Source organism: Streptomyces sp. NBC_01077 (assembly GCF_045162855.1).
In the GTDB taxonomy this organism is placed as follows: domain Bacteria; phylum Actinomycetota; class Actinomycetes; order Streptomycetales; family Streptomycetaceae; genus Streptomyces.
Window position 1 is genome coordinate 6,936,581 of sequence record NZ_CP108669.1, and the last position, 16,380, is coordinate 6,952,960.

Annotated in this window: 13 protein-coding genes; 10 read left to right on the top strand and 3 right to left on the bottom strand. The window is 73.0% G+C overall.

All coding sequences use genetic code 11. From position 1 onward, the window contains the following. Positions 1-101: 101 nt before the first annotated feature. The 7 genes from OG462_RS31480 (at position 102) to OG462_RS31510 (ending at position 7,941) form a co-directional block, all read left to right on the top strand. Positions 102-2,939, top strand: a complete 2,838-nt coding sequence (locus OG462_RS31480; RefSeq protein ID WP_406062766.1) for a DNA translocase FtsK — start codon at positions 102-104, stop codon at positions 2,937-2,939. Between the two features lie 319 nt (positions 2,940-3,258). Next, positions 3,259-4,086, top strand: a complete 828-nt coding sequence (locus OG462_RS31485; protein WP_406062768.1) for a helix-turn-helix domain-containing protein — start codon at positions 3,259-3,261, stop codon at positions 4,084-4,086. Between the two features lie 102 nt (positions 4,087-4,188). After that, the gene (gene rimO / locus OG462_RS31490; protein ID WP_406062770.1) at positions 4,189-5,691 is read left to right on the top strand and encodes a 30S ribosomal protein S12 methylthiotransferase RimO; all 1,503 of its coding nucleotides are present in this window, start codon (positions 4,189-4,191) and stop codon (positions 5,689-5,691) included. Continuing rightward, positions 5,688-6,362 carry a CDP-diacylglycerol--glycerol-3-phosphate 3-phosphatidyltransferase gene (gene pgsA / locus OG462_RS31495; protein WP_229314511.1) on the top strand — a complete coding sequence of 225 codons (675 nt, stop codon included), beginning with the start codon at positions 5,688-5,690 and terminating at the stop codon, positions 6,360-6,362. The genes rimO and pgsA overlap by 4 nt, the downstream gene beginning before the upstream one ends. Then, entirely contained in the window at positions 6,359-6,880 is a 522-nt protein-coding gene (locus OG462_RS31500) for a CinA family protein (RefSeq protein ID WP_406062772.1), read from the top strand. Before pgsA ends, OG462_RS31500 begins: the two co-directional genes overlap by 4 nt. 109 nt (positions 6,881-6,989) lie before the next feature. After that, complete coding sequence (locus OG462_RS31505) at positions 6,990-7,373, top strand: helix-turn-helix domain-containing protein (protein ID WP_406062774.1); 384 nt, start codon at positions 6,990-6,992, stop codon at positions 7,371-7,373. 298 nt (positions 7,374-7,671) lie between these two features. Next, positions 7,672-7,941, top strand: coding sequence for a hypothetical protein (locus OG462_RS31510; RefSeq protein WP_406062775.1), 270 nt, complete (start codon positions 7,672-7,674; stop codon positions 7,939-7,941). Here OG462_RS31510 and OG462_RS31515 read toward each other — a convergent pair. The 3 genes from OG462_RS31515 to OG462_RS31525 are packed head-to-tail and all read right to left on the bottom strand — an operon-like array spanning position 7,889 to position 14,286. After that, the gene (locus OG462_RS31515; RefSeq protein ID WP_406066804.1) at positions 7,889-8,710 is read right to left on the bottom strand and encodes an SDR family NAD(P)-dependent oxidoreductase; all 822 of its coding nucleotides are present in this window, start codon (positions 8,708-8,710) and stop codon (positions 7,889-7,891) included. The two genes, OG462_RS31510 and OG462_RS31515, sit on opposite strands and share 53 nt — an antisense overlap. Positions 8,711-8,751: 41 nt before the next feature. Beyond that, a complete protein-coding gene (locus tag OG462_RS31520) occupies positions 8,752-9,579 on the bottom strand; it encodes a DNA-formamidopyrimidine glycosylase family protein (protein WP_406062777.1) in 828 nt (275 codons plus the stop codon). Positions 9,580-9,636: 57 nt separating this feature from the next. After that, the gene (locus OG462_RS31525; protein ID WP_406062779.1) at positions 9,637-14,286 is read right to left on the bottom strand and encodes a DEAD/DEAH box helicase; all 4,650 of its coding nucleotides are present in this window, start codon (positions 14,284-14,286) and stop codon (positions 9,637-9,639) included. Positions 14,287-14,398: 112 nt separating this feature from the next. On the opposite strand from OG462_RS31525, the gene OG462_RS31530 reads away from it, so the two are divergent. The 3 genes from OG462_RS31530 to OG462_RS31540 are packed head-to-tail and all read left to right on the top strand — an operon-like array spanning position 14,399 to position 16,300. Beyond that, positions 14,399-15,244: an AraC family transcriptional regulator gene (locus tag OG462_RS31530; protein ID WP_406062781.1), complete on the top strand. Its 846-nt coding sequence runs from the start codon at positions 14,399-14,401 to the stop codon at positions 15,242-15,244. Between the two features lie 10 nt (positions 15,245-15,254). Continuing rightward, complete coding sequence (locus tag OG462_RS31535; protein WP_406062783.1) at positions 15,255-15,995, top strand: AzlC family ABC transporter permease; 741 nt, start codon at positions 15,255-15,257, stop codon at positions 15,993-15,995. Further along, entirely contained in the window at positions 15,992-16,300 is a 309-nt protein-coding gene (locus tag OG462_RS31540; RefSeq protein WP_406062785.1) for an AzlD domain-containing protein, read from the top strand. The genes OG462_RS31535 and OG462_RS31540 overlap by 4 nt, the downstream gene beginning before the upstream one ends. Positions 16,301-16,380: the final 80 nt, after the last annotated feature.

Sequence of the window (16,380 nt, forward strand, 5' to 3'; positions counted from 1 at the left end):
GCCACCGTCCCGCACGATGCGGCGTCAGCTCCGTGCCCCGGCACGGGCGACACGAACGGGTGAGGCGGACAGCCGGTCTCCACACCGGTAACCTCGGCATCATGGCTTCACGTACGTCCGGCAAGGGTTCCCAGGGCACGGCGGGCACCGCAAAGCCGCGCGCCGGCCGTACGACGGGCGCCGCGAAGAAAGCGGCACCCGCGAAGTCCCCCGCCAAGCCGCCCGCGAAGAAGGCTGCGGCCAAGAAGGCCGCGCCCGCCAAGCGTGCGCCCGCGCGGAAGACGGCGGCGAAGAAGGCCCCGCCCCGCCCGGCGCCGTCCCCGACCGGGGGCGTCTACCGGCTCGCGCGAGGCGCCTGGCTCGGCCTCGCGCACGCCGTGGGGGCGATGTTCCGGGGGATAGGGCGTGGCGCCAAGGGCCTCGACCCGGCCCACCGCAAGGACGGGCTCGCGCTCCTTCTGCTCGGCCTCGCGCTCATCGTCGCCGCGGGCACCTGGTCCAACCTCCGGGGACCCGTCGGCGACCTCGTCGAGATGCTCGTCACCGGCTCCTTCGGGCGGCTCGATCTGCTGGTGCCCCTGCTGCTCGCCGGGATCGGCGTCCGGCTGATCCTCTACCCGGAGAAGCCCGAGGCCAACGGCCGCATCGTCATCGGCCTCTCCGCCCTCGTCATCGGCGTCCTCGGCCAGGTGCACATCGCGTGCGGCTCACCGGGCCGCGGCGACGGCAGTACGGCCATGCAGGACGCGGGCGGCCTCGTCGGCTGGGCCGCGTCCCAGCCGCTCGTCTTCATGATGGGCGAGGTCCTCGCCGTCCCGATGCTGGTGCTGCTCACGATCTTCGGGCTGCTCGTCGTCACCGCCACCCCGGTCAACGCGATCCCGCAGCGGCTGCGCGCCCTCGGCGCCAGGCTCGGCATCGTCGAACCCGCCTACGATCCTGCGGAGGCCGAGGCCGACGGGGTCCCCGCCGGGGAGTACGAGGGGTACGACGAGGAGTGGCGGCCGGCCCGGCCACAGCCCCGGACTGCACGGCCCGTACGGCGCCGAGGCACCGGCCCGGCGGATCCGTACGACGTGGACCGTGCCGAGGCCGAGATGCTCGAAAGGCGCAACCGTCTGGCGCGCCGCCCTTCCGCGGAGCCCGCCTTCGACCACGGTCTGGACCCGGTGGACGTCGCCGCGGCCGCGGCCGCCGCGCTCGACGGCGCGGTGCTCAACGGCATGCCGCCCTCCCCGATCGTCGCCGACCTCACCAGGGACGTCACCGCCGACCGCAAGGCCGCCGTGGACGCCGCCGCGAAGACTGCCGCCGAGGCCGCCGGAACGGGGGCTCCGGCCGCTCCCGTACCGCCGGCCCGTGGCGGGGGCCAGCGGCCCGGCGGAGGCGTACCGGATCTGACCAAGGCGGCGCCCGAGCCGACCGATCTGCCGCCCCGGGCCGAGCAGCTCCAACTGTCCGGCGACATCACGTACTCCCTGCCCTCGCTCGACCTCCTGGAGCGGGGCGGGCCGGGCAAGACGCGCAGCGCAGCCAACGACGCCGTGGTGGACTCGCTCTCCAACGTGTTCACCGAGTTCAAGGTCGACGCGGCCGTCACCGGCTTCACCCGGGGACCGACGGTCACGCGGTACGAGGTCGAGCTCGGCCCCGCCGTGAAGGTCGAGAAGATCACGGCCCTGACCAAGAACATCGCCTACGCCGTGGCGTCCCCGGACGTACGGATCATCTCGCCGATCCCCGGCAAGTCCGCGGTCGGCATCGAGATCCCGAACAGTGACCGGGAGATGGTCAACCTCGGCGACGTCCTGCGGCTCGCCGCCGCGGCCGAGGACGACCATCCGATGCTGGTGGCGCTCGGCAAGAACGTCGAGGGCGGCTACGAGATGGCCAACCTGGCGAAGATGCCGCACGTCCTGGTCGCCGGGGCCACCGGCTCCGGAAAGTCCTCGTGCATCAACTGCCTGATCACCTCGATCATGATAAGAGCGACCCCCGAGGACGTCCGGATGGTCCTCGTCGACCCCAAGCGGGTCGAGCTCACCGCGTACGAGGGCATCCCGCACCTGATCACCCCGATCATCACCAACCCCAAGCGGGCCGCCGAGGCCCTCCAGTGGGTGGTGAAGGAGATGGACCTCCGCTACGACGACCTGGCCGCCTTCGGCTACCGGCACATCGACGACTTCAACCAGGCGATCCGGGACGGCAAGATCAAGCTGCCCGAGGGCAGCGAGCGGGAGCTCAACCCGTACCCGTACCTGCTCGTCATCGTCGACGAGCTCGCCGACCTGATGATGGTGGCGCCCCGGGACGTCGAGGACTCGATCGTGCGCATCACCCAGCTCGCGCGCGCCGCCGGCATCCACCTCGTGCTCGCCACCCAGCGGCCGTCCGTGGACGTCGTCACCGGCCTCATCAAGGCCAACGTGCCGTCCCGGCTCGCCTTCGCGACCTCCTCGCTCGCCGACAGCCGGGTCATCCTCGACCAGCCGGGCGCCGAGAAGCTCATCGGAAAGGGTGACGGACTGTTCCTGCCGATGGGTGCCAACAAGCCCGTCCGCATGCAGGGTGCCTTCGTCACCGAGCACGAGGTCGCGGCCGTCGTGCAGCACTGCAAGGACCAGATGACCCCGGTCTTCCGGGAGGACGTCACCGTCGGGACCCGGCAGAAGAAGGAGATCGACGAGGACATCGGCGACGACCTCGATCTGCTGTGCCAGGCCGCCGAACTGGTCGTCTCCACGCAGTTCGGCTCCACGTCGATGCTCCAGCGGAAGCTGCGCGTCGGCTTCGCGAAGGCCGGGCGGCTGATGGACCTGATGGAGTCGCGGAACATCGTCGGGCCGAGCGAGGGCTCGAAGGCGCGGGACGTGCTGGTCAAGCCCGACGAGCTGGACGGGGTGCTGGCCGTGATCCGGGGGGAGTCGGGGGCGTAGGGGACGACCGGCTTGTGGCGGGACGTGCGGCAGGGAGGTGCGGCAGGGACGTGCGACGGGACGTGCGGCGGAAGTCGTCGGGTGCACGGTCGGAGTAGGCGGCCGGGAGCGGGGTACGCGATCGAGACCGGGTCGAGACTCACTCGTAAGGGAACGGAGGGCAACCGTTTCCCCTGGCCGTACGTCAAGTTGAGCGGAGGGACAGAAGGATGTCCCAGCCTCATGGCGTACAAACAGCACCCGCCCGGTTGCCCCACCCTTTCGTACCACCCATAGACTGAACGTCCAGCAGGTGGCTACACGCTCGAAAGGCGCTCTCGTGTCCATCGGCAACTCCCCCGAAGACGACCGGATCTTCCCGGCAGACGACCGGGACTCGATCGGTCGCGCTCTCCAGCAGACCCGCATCGCCGCCGGTCTCACCGTCGAAGAGGTCAGTGCCTCCACCCGTGTCCGGATTCCGATCGTGCACGCGATCGAGGAGGACGACTTCTCGCGCTGCGGCGGCGATGTCTACGCCCGCGGCCACATCCGCACGCTCGCGCGTGCCGTCGGCCTCGATCCGGCTCCGCTGATCGAGCAGTACGACGCCGAACACGGTGGTCGTCCCGCGCCCACCCCCGCCGCCCCGCTGTTCGAGGCGGAACGCATCCGCCCCGAGCCGCGTCGGCCCAACTGGACCGCCGCGATGGTCGCGGCCATCGTCGCCGTCGTCGGCTTCGTCGGCTTCACGATGTTCAACGGCAACGAGGCGCCGAAGGGCACCACCGCCGCCGACGGCGGCCCGGCGCCCGCGCCGGAGAAGGCCACGTCCGCCGGCAAGCCGAAGCCGGTCAAGCCCGCGCCGCCGAAGCCCACCGAGAGCGCGATCGCCGCGGTCCCGCAGGACAAGGTGACGGTGAAGATGACCGCCACCGACGGCAAGAGCTGGATCTCGGCCAAGGACGCCAACGGCAAGATCCTCTTCGACGGGCTGCTCCTGGACGGCGAGTCCAAGACCTTCCAGGACGACGAGCGCATCGACCTGGTCCTCGGCAACGCCGGAGCGATCGAGCTCCACGTGAACGGCAAGAAGATCGACGACAAGTTCGAATCCGGCCAGGTCGAGCGACTGACGTACACCAAGGGCGACCCCGAGGCCGGCTGAGCCCCGCGGTACAGCCCGGGCCACGGCTCGTGATGTGACCTCTGTCGCGCAGGTGAACCCTGCGCGACGGGGGAACGGCCGGGACGAAGTAGTCTTGAGTCCATGCCCGAACGCCGTACCGTCGCCCTTGTCACTCTTGGCTGCGCCCGTAACGAGGTGGACTCGGAGGAGCTCGCAGGCCGCTTGGCAGCGGACGGCTGGGAGCTCGTCGAGAACGCCGAGGACGCGGATGTCGCCGTCGTCAACACCTGTGGATTCGTCGAGGCCGCCAAGAAGGACTCCGTCGACGCCCTCCTCGAAGCCAATGATCTGAAGGACCACGGCCGCACCCAGGCCGTGGTCGCCGTCGGCTGTATGGCCGAGCGGTACGGCAAGGAACTTGCCGAGGCCCTCCCGGAGGCCGACGGAGTCCTCGGCTTCGACGACTACTCCGACATCTCCAACCGCCTCCAGACCATCCTCAGCGGTGGCAGTGTCGAGGCCCACACCCCGCGTGACCGGCGCAAGCTGCTGCCGCTCTCGCCCGTGGAGCGCCAGGAGGCCGCCGCCGCGGTGGCCCTCCCCGGCCACGGCGTCGTGGAGGCCCCCGCCGCCGCTCCCGAGGGCGTGCCGAGCGACCTGCCGGACGGTCTCGCGCCCGCCTCCGGGCCGCGCGCGCCGCTCCGCCGGCGTCTGGACACCAGCCCCGTCGCCTCCGTGAAGCTGGCCTCCGGCTGCGACCGCCGCTGCTCCTTCTGCGCCATCCCCTCCTTCCGCGGCTCCTTCGTCTCGCGCCGTCCCTCGGACGTGCTGAACGAGACGCGCTGGCTCGCCGAGCAGGGCGTGAAGGAGATCATGCTGGTCTCCGAGAACAACACCTCGTACGGCAAGGACCTCGGCGACATCCGGCTCCTGGAGAGCCTGCTTCCCGAGCTCGCCTCGGTCGACGGCATCGAGCGCGTCCGCGTCAGCTACCTCCAGCCCGCCGAGATGCGCCCCGGCCTGATCGACGTCCTCACGTCGACCGAGAAGGTCGTGCCGTACTTCGACCTGTCCTTCCAGCACAGCGCCCCCGACGTGCTGCGGGCCATGCGCCGCTTCGGCGACACCGACCGCTTCCTGGAGCTTCTGGAGACCATCCGGACCAAGGCCCCGACGGCCGGTGCCCGCTCCAACTTCATCGTCGGCTTCCCCGGCGAGACCGAGGCCGACTTCGCCGAGCTGGAACGCTTCATCACCCACGCGCGGCTCGACGCCATCGGCGTCTTCGGCTACTCCGACGAGGACGGCACCGAGGCCGCCACGTACGAGCACAAGCTCGACCAGGACGTCGTCGATGCCCGCCTCGCCCACCTCTCCCGGCTCGCCGAGGAGCTCACCGCGCAGCGCGCGGAGGAGCGGATCGGAGAGACCCTTGAAGTACTGGTCGAGTCCGTGGACGACGAGGACGGTGTGATCGGCCGCGGCGCCCACCAGGCGCCCGAGACCGACGGCCAGGTGGTCCTCACCACGGCCGGCGGTACGAGCCCCGACCTGGCTCCGGGCCGTATGGTCATGGCCAAGGTCGTCGGCACGGAGGGCGTCGACCTGGTGGCCGAGTGTCTTTTCGAGGAGGCAGGCAGATGACCGGAGTCCCGGCATCCGCGACGGGCGGGACCGGTAGGCCGGCGCCCCGCGGCAAGCTGGGCACGGCGGCCGTCAACCAGGCCAGCCTGTGGAACATCGCCAACATCCTGACCATGATCCGGCTCGTGCTCGTGCCGGCCTTCGTGCTGCTCCTCTTCCAGGACGGCGGTCACGACCCTGCATGGCGGGCCTGGGCCTGGGCGGCGTTCGCCGTCGCCATGATCACGGACGTCTTCGACGGGCACCTCGCCCGTGCGTACAACCTGGTCACGGACTTCGGGAAGATCGCCGACCCGATCGCCGACAAGGCGATCATGGCGGCCGGACTCATCTCGCTGTCCTCGCTCGGAGACCTGCCCTGGTGGGTGACCGGCGTCATCCTGGCCCGCGAGCTGGGGATCACCCTGATGCGGTTCTGGGTGATCCGCCACGGGGTCATCCCGGCCAGCCGCGGCGGCAAGATGAAGACGCTCGCCCAGGGCACGGCGGTCGGCATGTACGTGCTGATGCTCACCGGACCACTGGCCACCCTGCGCTTCTGGGTGATGGCGGTGGCCGTCGTGCTGACGGTCGTCACCGGTCTGGACTACGTACGCCAGGCGGTCGTGCTGCGTCGCAAGGGCCTCGCCGCAGAGCGGGCGGCCGCGCGGTCGGAGGCGGCGACGCGATGAACGGGGCCGCCCGGGTGCTGACGCTGCTCGCGGAGCGTGGTCACACGCTGGCCGCGGCGGAGTCGCTCACGGGTGGACTGGTGGCCGCCGAGCTCACCGCGGTGCCCGGGGCCTCGGCCTCCTTCCGGGGGTCCGTCACGGCCTACGCCACGGCCGTCAAGCGGGAGCTGCTCGGTGTCGACGCGGCCCTGCTCGCGGAGCGCGGGGCGGTGGATCCCGAGGTCGCTCTGCAGATGGCGGCCGGTGTACGGGCCCGGCTCGGCGCCGACTGGGGGATCTCGACGACCGGGGTCGCGGGGCCCGAACCGCAGGACGGACAGCCGGTCGGAACCGTCTACGTGGCGGTCGCGGGGCCTGCCGCGACCGGCGCCCGCGCCGGGAAAGTGGTCTCGTTGAGGTTGAACGGCGACCGGGCGGACATCCGTAGAGAGAGCGTACGGAGCGTGCTGGAACTGCTCCATGAGGAACTCTCGGGAAATGCGCGGGCACAGGATACGGAACACAACGGGGGGAATTGATGTTTGCAGCCCTGAGTGAACACGACATCGCTCCCCGCACGGCCGCAGCGCGAGGCGGTACGGTGGGGCGTGAAGGATGCGGCTACGCGGTCCGAGGAGGGAGCCACCGATGATTCTGCTCCGTCGCCTGTTGGGTGACGTGCTGCGTCGGCAGCGCCAGCGCCAAGGCCGTACTCTGCGCGAAGTCTCCTCGTCCGCCCGAGTCTCGCTCGGCTATCTCTCCGAGGTGGAGCGGGGGCAGAAGGAGGCTTCCTCCGAGCTGCTCTCCGCGATCTGCGACGCGCTGGACGTACGGATGTCCGAGCTCATGCGTGAAGTGAGCGACGAGCTGTCACTGGCCGAACTGGCCGAGTCGGCAGCGGCGAGCGAACCGGTGCCGACGCCGGTACGCCCGAGGCTCAATTCGGTTTCGGTGACGTCGGTGGCAGGTGTGTCCACCGGGCGGGTGACCATCAAGGCGCCCGCGGAAGCGGTGGACGTCGTCGCCGCCTGAGTCGTCACTGCTTGAACCGAAGCCTGGTCAAGCCCGAAGCGGGGTCAAGCCTCGGTCGGTGTCCCCTTGGGGCGCCGGCCGGGGCTTTTCTCTTTGTGTGGGGCGGGCGGGGCGGGGGCGCTGTGGTGGGGGCGGAGGGGGGTGCCGTGCTTGGTGTGAACTGTCTGAGATGCCGGGTTCCGGTGCCTCGTGCCATGGTGGGGGGACGTACGACTGGGCCGTGTGCGCCGGGTTTGCCTCCGGTGCGCCCTCCCGCAGGGTGATCCTGCCGGTCTAGCGTCGACGGCAGGAGGCGACCATGGTACGGCGACGGATGCCGCCGGCGACGCTCGCGCTGGTCGCGATCGGGCTGGTGGCCGGGGGGCTCTGGTGGTGGGCGGTGCTGCGCCTGCTCCTCGCGCCGGGGGAGGCCGGACCGGTCGAGGGAGCGGTGGCCGCGGGCGGCTGGGGGCTGAGCCTGCTGCCGGTGCACGTGGCCGCCTCGTCGGGGCGGCCGGGGGCGCTCGCCCGGCGGGTCACCAGGGCATCGCGACGCCGCCGTTGGGGCGCAGGATCTGGCCTGTCGTGAACGCGGAGGCGTCGGACGCGAGATACAGGACGGCGTGCGCGATGTCCTCGGGCTCCCCGACCCGGCCCAGCGGCGAGTGGCGGATCATCGCGGCCTCCGCCTGTTCTTGGGCGGCCGGCTCGTGGCGGTCCGTCATGGGGGTGCGGATCCACCCCGGCGCGACCGCGTTGACCCGGATACCGTGCCGGCCGGCCTCCGTCGCCAGCGTCTTCGTCAGCTGGACCACGGCCGCCTTGGTGACGCTGTAGCAGAGCAGCCCGGGGCTCGCGGTGTCCATCGCGCCCGAGGCCATCGTGACGATCGAGCCGGGGACGCCGGCCGCGATCATCGAGCGGGCCGCCTCCTGGCAGGCGTGGAGCACGCCCTTGAAATTGATGGCGAGGACGCGGTCGAGGTCCTCGTCGCGGGTCTCCAGGACCGAGCTCGTGTGCATGATCCCGGCGACGGCCGCCATGACGTGGAGGGGGCCGGCCGCGCGGACGGCGGCGGCGAGGGCGGGTCGGTCGGTGACGTCCAGGGGGTGCGCGTGCGCCGCCCCTCCCGCGCGGGCGATGAGGGCCACCGTCTCCTTGAGGCCGGGCTCGTCGCGGTCCGCGCAGTGCACGGTGGCGCCGGCCTGGGCGAGGAGGACGGCGGTCGCGCGGCCGATGCCGCTGGCGGCGCCGGTGACGAATGCGGTGCGATGGGTCAGGTCGTATGCGGGGAGGGGTGTTGTGCTCGCGTTCTTCGTCGTGCTCGTCGTGCTCGCCATGCGCGTGGTGTTCGCCATGTCCGTCATGGTCGGACCGTACGACCGGATCTGACGGATCGTCAATTATGGGGGACGGTCTTGTTCGTGTTCTCGTTCTCGATCGCAGGACCGCGCTGGCAGCCCGGGCACCAGTACGTGACCCGGTCGCCGAGTTCCGCCTTGCGGATCGGGGCGCCGCAACGGAGGCAGGGGTGCCCGGCGCGGCCGTAGACGTGGAGCGGGGTGCCGGGGCGGCGGGTGGTGGTGGTGGTGCGGCGGTCGGGGCGGTCCTTGTTCGCGTCCAGGAGGCGGTGGGCGGTCGCCACCAGGCGGGCGGGGACGTCGGGGCCGAGGTCGCCGACCGGAAGCCAGGGCGTGACCCCGGCCAGAAAGGCCAGCTCCGACTTGTACACGTTGCCGATGCCGGCCAGGTTCCGCTGGTCGAGCAGGGCCTCGCCGAGCGGTCGGGCGGCGTCCGAAGTCAGCCGACGGGCGGCCTCCTCGGCGTCCCAGTCGGGGCCCAGCAGGTCCGGGCCCAGGTGACCCACCGCGTCGCCCTCGTCCGTGGTCCGGATGAGCTCCAGGACCGGGAGCCGGTAGCCGTACGCGGTGGACTCCGTGTTTCCGAGGATCGCGCGGATCTGGTGGTCGGGGCCGCCGCGGGGGCGCTCCCCGGTGGCGTACACCCGCCAGGCGCCGTCCATCCGCAGATGCGAGTGGAGGGTGAGGCCGCCCTCGATGCGGGCGAGGAGGTGCTTGCCCCGGGGGGTGACGTCGAGGAGGGTGCGGCCGGTGAGGTCGGAGGTGGCGAATCGGGGCACCCGGAGGTCCGAGCGGGTCAGGACCCGGCCGGCGAGTGCGGAGTGCAGGCGGTGGGCGGCCTGCCAGATGGTGTCTCCTTCGGGCACGGTTCCATTGTGGAGGGTGGGGTGGGATGGGGGTCCTGCGCGGGTCCGACGCGGGTCTTACGCGCGGAGGCGGAGGCCCCTCGGAGTGGCCAGGAAGCCTGCTTTCTCCAGGGGGCCGGCCAGGGGGGAGGTCAGGGATGTGGAGCCGTTGATTCGTTCCACCGTCACGGTGCCCAGGGTGCCCGCCTTCGCCGATGCGGCCAGGGCTTCCGCCGCTGCCTTCAGCGCCGGGTCGTCGGGGTCCGTCGGCCAGGACAGGAGTGTCTTGCCGCCGCGCTCCATGTAGAGCGTGAGCTCGCCGTCGACCAGGACCACCAGGGCGCCCGCCTTGCGTCCCGGCTTGTGCCCGGCACCGGTCGGCGGCTCGGGCCAGGACAGGGCCGCCCCGTATGCGTTCGCCGGGTCCGCCGCCGCGAGGACCAGCGCGCGCGGGCCGGCCGCCGCCTCCGTGCCGCGGTCGCGGGCGGTCGCGGCGGCCCGGAGGCGGTCCACCGCCCCGTCCATCGCGAACTGTGCCGCGCCGAGGCCCTCCACCACGTAGCCGCGCCGGGCCTGTCCGCTGTCCTCGAAGGCGGCCAGGATCCGGTACGTGGCCGAGAAACCGCCCTCCACGCCCTCGGCGGCCACCGCGCCCCGGGTGACGACGCCGTGTCGGTCCAGGAGGGTGCGGGCGAGGGCGTGCGCCCGGTGGGTCGGCTCCGGTTCCGGTGGGGGCAGCAGTGACCAGCGGCCCGAGACCGTGGGCGGGCCCGTGCGGGTGGCGGGGCGGGCGGCCGCGGTCAGGGTGCCGTACCGGCCGCGCGGGACCGTGCGGCGCGCGCGGTGGGCGGTGGACCCGGCCGTGCGGCCCGAGCCGAGGAGCGAGCGCAGCGGGGCCAGGGTGTCGTTGGTCAGGCGACCGGACCACGCCAGGTCCCAGAGGGCGTCGGCGAGCTGCGGGTCGGTGGCGTCCGGGTGGGTGGTCGCCCGGATCTGGTCGGCGATCTGCCGGAAGAACAGACCGTATCCGCCGGAGAGGGTCGTGAGCACCGACTCGTGCAGCGCGGACAGCTCCAGCGGGTGCGGCGGCGGGAGGAGCAGGGGCGCCGCGTCCGCCAGGTACAGCGAGACCCAGCCGTCCTTGCCGGGCAGCGCCCCGGCTCCCGCCCAGACCACTTCGCCGGTGGTCGTCAGCTCGTCGAGGAGTGCCGGGGAGTAGTCCCGGACCCGGGACGGCAGGATCAGCTTCTCCAGGGCGGAGGCGGGCACGGGCGCGCCCTGGAGCTGCTCGATCGCGCGGGCGAGGCCGTCGAGTCCGCGCAGGCTGTTGCTTCCCAGGTGCTGCCACTGCGGCAGGAAGGTGGCCAGGGCCGCCGGGGGCACCGGCTCCAGCTCGTGGCGCAGAGCCGCGAGGGAGCGGCGGCGCAGCCGGCGCAGGATCGTGGCGTCGCACCACTCCTGGCCGATGCCGGAGGGGTGGAACTCGCCCTGGACGACCCGGCCCGAGGCGGCGAGCCGCTGGAGGGCGCCGTCGGTGACGGCCGCGCCCAGGCCGAAGCGGGTGGCGGCCTGGGACGAGGTGAACGGGCCGTGCGTGCGTGCGTACCGCGCGAGGAGGTCTCCCAGTGGGTCCTTGACCGGCTCGGTGAAGGCCTCCGGCACGCCCACCGGCAGGGCCGTGCCCAGGGCGTCGCGGAGCCGGCCGGCGTCCTCGATGGCCGCCCAGTGCTCCCGGCCCCCGATCCGGACCCGGATCGCGCGGCGCGTGGTGCCCAGCTCGGGCGCCCAGCCGGCCTCGGCGCCGCGCTCGGCCAGCTCGGCGTCGGTCAGCGGGCCGAGGACCCGCAGCAGGTCGGCGACGCCCTCCACGTCCTTGATCCGCCGGTCGTCCGTCAGCCACTGGAGCTCCCGCTCCAGCTCGGTCAGGACGTCCGCGTCGAGGAGCTCGCGCAGCTCCGCCTGGCCGAGCAGCTCGGCCAGCAGCCTGGAGTCCAGGGAGAGCGCGGCCGCCCGCCGCTCGGCGAGCGGGGAGTCACCCTCGTACAGGAACTGCGCCACGTAGCCGAAGAGCAGCGAGCGGGCGAAGGGGGACGGCTCGGGGGTGGTGACCTCGACCAGGCGGACCCGGCGGGCCTCGATGTCCCCCATCAGTTCCGTCAGCCCCGGGAGGTCGAAGACGTCCTGGAGGCACTCGCGGACGGCCTCCAGGACGATCGGGAACGAGCCGAACTCGCTCGCCACCTGGAGGAGCTGGGCCGCGCGCTGCCGCTGCTGCCAGAGGGGGGTGCGCTTGCCGGGGTTGCGCTTGGGGAGCAGCAGGGCGCGCGCGGCGCACTCGCGGAAGCGGGACGCGAACAGCGCGGAGCCGCCCACCTGATCGGTGACGATCTGCCCGATCTCGCCCTTGTCGAAGAGGGCGTCGGCCGCGCCGACGGGCGCCTTGTCGGCGTCGTACGTCGTGTCGAGGTGTCGGCCGGGGTCGACCGGCTCGTGGTCGAGGAGGTCCAGGCCCATGTCCAGGCCCATCAGATCGGCGTCCGGCAGGCGCAGCACGATGCCGTCGTCCGCGTGCATCACCTGCGCGTCCATGCCGTACCGCTCGGCGAGCCGTGCGCCGAGCGCCAGTGCCCACGGGGCATGCACCTGCGCACCGAACGGGGAGTGGATGACGACCCGCCAGTCCCCGAGTTCGTCCCGGAAACGCTCGACCAGGATCGTCCGGTCGTCCGGCACGTGGCCGCAGGCCTCGCGCTGCTCCTTGAGGTACGCCAGGACGTTCTCGGCGGCCCAGGCGTCCAGGCCGGCGGCGAGCAGCCGCAGCCGTGCGTCGTCGTCCGTGAGGGCGCCGACCTCGCGGAGGAACGCGCCCACCGCCCGGCCCAGTTCGAGCGGCCGGCCCAGCTGGTCGCCCTTCCAGAACGGCAGCCTGCCCGGCACACCGGGCGCCGGGGTGACGAGCACCCGGTCCCGGGTGATGTCCTGGATCCGCCAGGAGGTGGTACCGAGTGTGAACACGTCGCCGACCCGGGACTCGTACACCATCTCCTCGTCCAGCTCGCCGACCCTGCCCCCGCCCTTCTTGGGGTCGGAGCCCACGAGGAACACCCCGAACAGGCCCCGGTCGGGGATCGTGCCGCCCGAGGTGACGGCCAGCCGCTGCGCGCCCGGCCGCCCCGTGACCGTCCCGGCGACGCGGTCCCAGACCACGCGCGGGCGCAGCTCGGCGAAGGCGTCCGACGGGTAGCGTCCGGCGAGCATGTCGAGCACGCCCGTGAACGCCGACTCGGGCAGGGAGGCGAACGGCGCCGCACGGCGCACCAGGGCGAGGAGATCGTCCACCTGCCAGGTGTCGAGCGCGACGATGGCGACCAGCTGCTGGGCGAGCACGTCCAGGGGGTTGGCGGGGATCCGCATGGACTCGATCGCACCCGAACGCATCCGCTCGGTGACCACGGCCGCCTGCACCAGATCGCCCCGGTACTTGGGGAAGACCACGCCCGTCGACACCGCGCCGACCTGGTGCCCGGCGCGGCCCACGCGCTGGAGCCCGGAGGCCACCGAGGGCGGCGACTCGACCTGCACGACGAGGTCGACCGCGCCCATGTCGATGCCCAGCTCCAGGCTGGAGGTGGCCACCACGGCGGGCAGCCGGCCCGCCTTCAGGTCCTCCTCCACCTGGGCCCGCTGCTCCTTCGACACCGAGCCGTGGTGGGCGCGGGCGAGCAGCGGCGGGGCGCCCTGGGCCGCGCCGGACTGGGCCATGATCTCGGCCGGGGGAGCCCCGTCGGGGAGGGGTTCGCCGGTCGCCCGCTCGTACGCGATCTCGTTGAGCCGGTTGCACAGGCGCTCGGCGAGACGGCGGGAGTTGGCGAAGACGATCGTGGAGCGGTGGGCCTGGACGAGGTCGGCGATCCGCTCCTCGACGTGCGGCCAGATCGACGGCTTGTCGCCGCCGTCCTTGCCCTCGGAGGCGGGGGACCCGCCCAGCTCGCCCATGTCCTCGACGGGGACGACGACGGAGAGGTCGAACTCCTTCCCCGACGGAGGCTGGACGATCTCCACGGCGCGCCCCGGCGACAGATAGCGGGCCACCTCGTCCACCGGGCGGACCGTGGCCGACAGGCCGATCCGGCGGGCGGGGCGGGGCAGCAGCTCGTCGAGCCGCTCCAGGGACAGGGCCAGGTGCGCGCCCCGCTTCGTGCCCGCGACCGCGTGCACCTCGTCCAGGATGACCGTCTCCACGCCCGCGAGGGCCTCGCGGGCGGCGGAGGTCAGCATCAGGAACAGCGACTCGGGGGTGGTGATCAGGATGTCCGGCGGCCGGGTCGCGAGCGACCGGCGCTCGGCCGGCGGGGTGTCGCCGGACCGGATGCCGACCCGGATGTCCGGCTCGGGGAGCCCGAGCCGCACCGACTCCTGCCGGATTCCGGTCAGCGGCGAGCGCAGGTTCCGCTCGACGTCCACGGCGAGGGCCTTGAGCGGCGACACGTACAGCACGCGGCAGCGCTTCTTCGGCTCGGCCGGCGGGGGTGCGGAGGCGAGTCGGTCCAGGGAGGCGAGGAAGGCGGCCAGGGTCTTGCCCGAGCCGGTCGGAGCGACGACGAGCACGTCGGAGCCCGCGCCGATGGCGTTCCAGGCGCCCTCCTGCGCCGCCGTGGGCGCGGTGAAGGCCCCGGTGAACCAACCGCGGGTCGCGGGGGAGAACGAGTCGAGCGCGGACCTGACCATGTCCCCCATCGTGCACCCCGTCACTGACAACCGCCCGGACCTGGGGATATCCGGACCCGGGAGGTGCGTACGCGCCGCGGCGACGCCGTCGGCCCTGTCGCAGAATGGAGGCATGGCGAGTGGGGAGCGGGCACGGTACTGGCAGTACTCCGAGCTGCCCGGTGTCGACCTGCTGCACGCCCACTACATCCACAAGGCCTTCGCCCGGCACACCCACGAGACCTTCGTCTTCGCCGCGATCACCGAGGGCGTCGAGGCCTTCCACTACCGTGACGAACTCGTCCACGCGGGCCCCGGACAGATCGCCCTCGTGAACCCCGACACCCCGCACACGGGACACGCGGGCGTGCCCGAGGGCTGGACGTACCGGACGATCTACCCCGACGCGGAGATCGTCCGTTCCATCGCCGCCGACACCCTCGCCCTGCGCGGCTCGGTCGGCTTCACCTCGCCCGTCGTGGACGATCCGTACGCCGCCCGGCTCGTCGTCGGCGTCCACCGGGCCGCCGAGGAGGGCAACGCGCTCGCGGCCGACAGCCTGCTGCGGCTCGTCACGGCCCGGATGCTGCGCAGCCACGGCGGGATCGTCACCCCGCTCCCGCCCCGCTCGGCGGGCGCCCGGAACGCCGCACGCGCGCGTGCCGTCCTGGAGGACCGGATGGTCGAGCCGCCGACCCTGGAACGGCTCGCCACCGACCTCGGCACCAGCCCCTTCGCCCTCCTGCGGGCCTTCCGGGACACGTACGGGATGCCGCCGCACACCTGGCTGACCGACGCGCGCGTACGGCGGGCCAGACAGCTGCTCGACACGGGGACGCCGCCGGCGGAGGCGGCCGCGGCCGTGGGCTTCACCGACCAGTCGCACCTCAACCGGCACTTCACCCGCAGTGTCGGAGTGCCGCCGGGGGCGTACCAGCGCGCAAGAACGTACAAGACCGGGCCGCCGGGGCTGCCGTAGCGTCTCTGACGTGGCAGAACAGACAGCACCTCCCGTCATACGCGACGGCACACCGACCAAACCCGACGCGGCCGTCGTCCGCGACGCCCTCGGGGTCGGCGTCGCCGTCGGGCTCTCCGGCTTCGCCTTCGGCGTGACCTCGGCGGGCTCCGGCCTCAGCGTCCTCCAGACCTGCGTCCTCAGCCTGCTCGTCTTCACCGGCGCCTCGCAGTTCGCCCTGGTCGGAGCGCTCGCAGCGGGCGGCAACCCGTTCACGGCCGCCGCCGGGGCCTTCTTCCTGGGCACCCGCAACGCCTTCTACGGGCTGCGGCTCTCCCAGCTCCTCGCCCTGCCGAAGGCCGTCAGGCCGTTCGCCGCGCACTGGGTGATCGACGAGACCACGGCCGTCGCCCTCGCCCAGCCGTCCCGCAGGGCCGCCCGGATCGGATTCACCGTCACCGGACTCACGCTGTACGTCCTGTGGAACGCCACCACCCTGCTCGGGGCGCTCGGCGCCGAGGCGATCGGCGACACCGCGGCCTGGGGGCTCGACGCGGCCGGACCCGCTGTGTTCCTCGCCCTGCTCGCCCCCATGCTGAAGTCCGCGACCGAGCGGGCCACCGCCGGGATCGCCGTGCTCCTCGGGCTCGGGCTGCTGCCCGTCCTGCCCGCCGGGGTCCCGGTCCTCGCGGCGGCCCTCGCCGCGCCCCTGGTGCTCTGGTTCCAGGGCCGCCGGATGGGCCCCGCCGGACGAGAGAAGGACTCCCGATGAACGTCTGGATCGCGATCGCCCTGACCGCCGCCGGGTGCTACCTGGTGAAGCTGGTCGGCCTGCTCGTCCCCGCCGGAGCGCTGGAGCGCCCGCTCGTCCAGCGGCTCGCCGCCCTGCTCCCCGTGGCGCTGCTCGCCGCGCTCACCGCGCAGCAGACGTTCAGCACGGGCGGCGCCGTCGTCCTGGACGCCCGCGCCGCCGGACTCGCGGCGGCCGCCGTCGCGCTCGTCCTGCGGGCACCGTTCCTGGTCGTCGTGGGGGCGGCCGTCGCCGTCACGGCGGGGGTACGGGCCCTGGGCTGGTGACCGCCGCCGAGCGGGCGGCCTCGCCCGGCCCGCCCGTCAGGGCCGCCGCTCGCGTCCCTGCGGGTCAGGTCGGCGGGCCG

Coding starts and splice junctions, on each gene's coding strand:
- OG462_RS31480 (WP_406062766.1), top strand. CDS start 102: ATGGCTTCACGTACGTCCGGCAAGGGTTCCCAGGGCACGGCGGGCACC.
- rimO (WP_406062770.1), top strand. CDS start 4,189: ATGCCCGAACGCCGTACCGTCGCCCTTGTCACTCTTGGCTGCGCCCGT.
- pgsA (WP_229314511.1), top strand. CDS start 5,688: ATGACCGGAGTCCCGGCATCCGCGACGGGCGGGACCGGTAGGCCGGCG.
- OG462_RS31500 (WP_406062772.1), top strand. CDS start 6,359: ATGAACGGGGCCGCCCGGGTGCTGACGCTGCTCGCGGAGCGTGGTCAC.
- OG462_RS31505 (WP_406062774.1), top strand. CDS start 6,990: ATGATTCTGCTCCGTCGCCTGTTGGGTGACGTGCTGCGTCGGCAGCGC.
- OG462_RS31510 (WP_406062775.1), top strand. CDS start 7,672: ATGGTACGGCGACGGATGCCGCCGGCGACGCTCGCGCTGGTCGCGATC.
- OG462_RS31515 (WP_406066804.1), bottom strand. CDS start 8,710: ATGGCGAACACCACGCGCATGGCGAGCACGACGAGCACGACGAAGAAC.
- OG462_RS31525 (WP_406062779.1), bottom strand. CDS start 14,286: ATGGTCAGGTCCGCGCTCGACTCGTTCTCCCCCGCGACCCGCGGTTGG.
- OG462_RS31530 (WP_406062781.1), top strand. CDS start 14,399: ATGGCGAGTGGGGAGCGGGCACGGTACTGGCAGTACTCCGAGCTGCCC.
- OG462_RS31540 (WP_406062785.1), top strand. CDS start 15,992: ATGAACGTCTGGATCGCGATCGCCCTGACCGCCGCCGGGTGCTACCTG.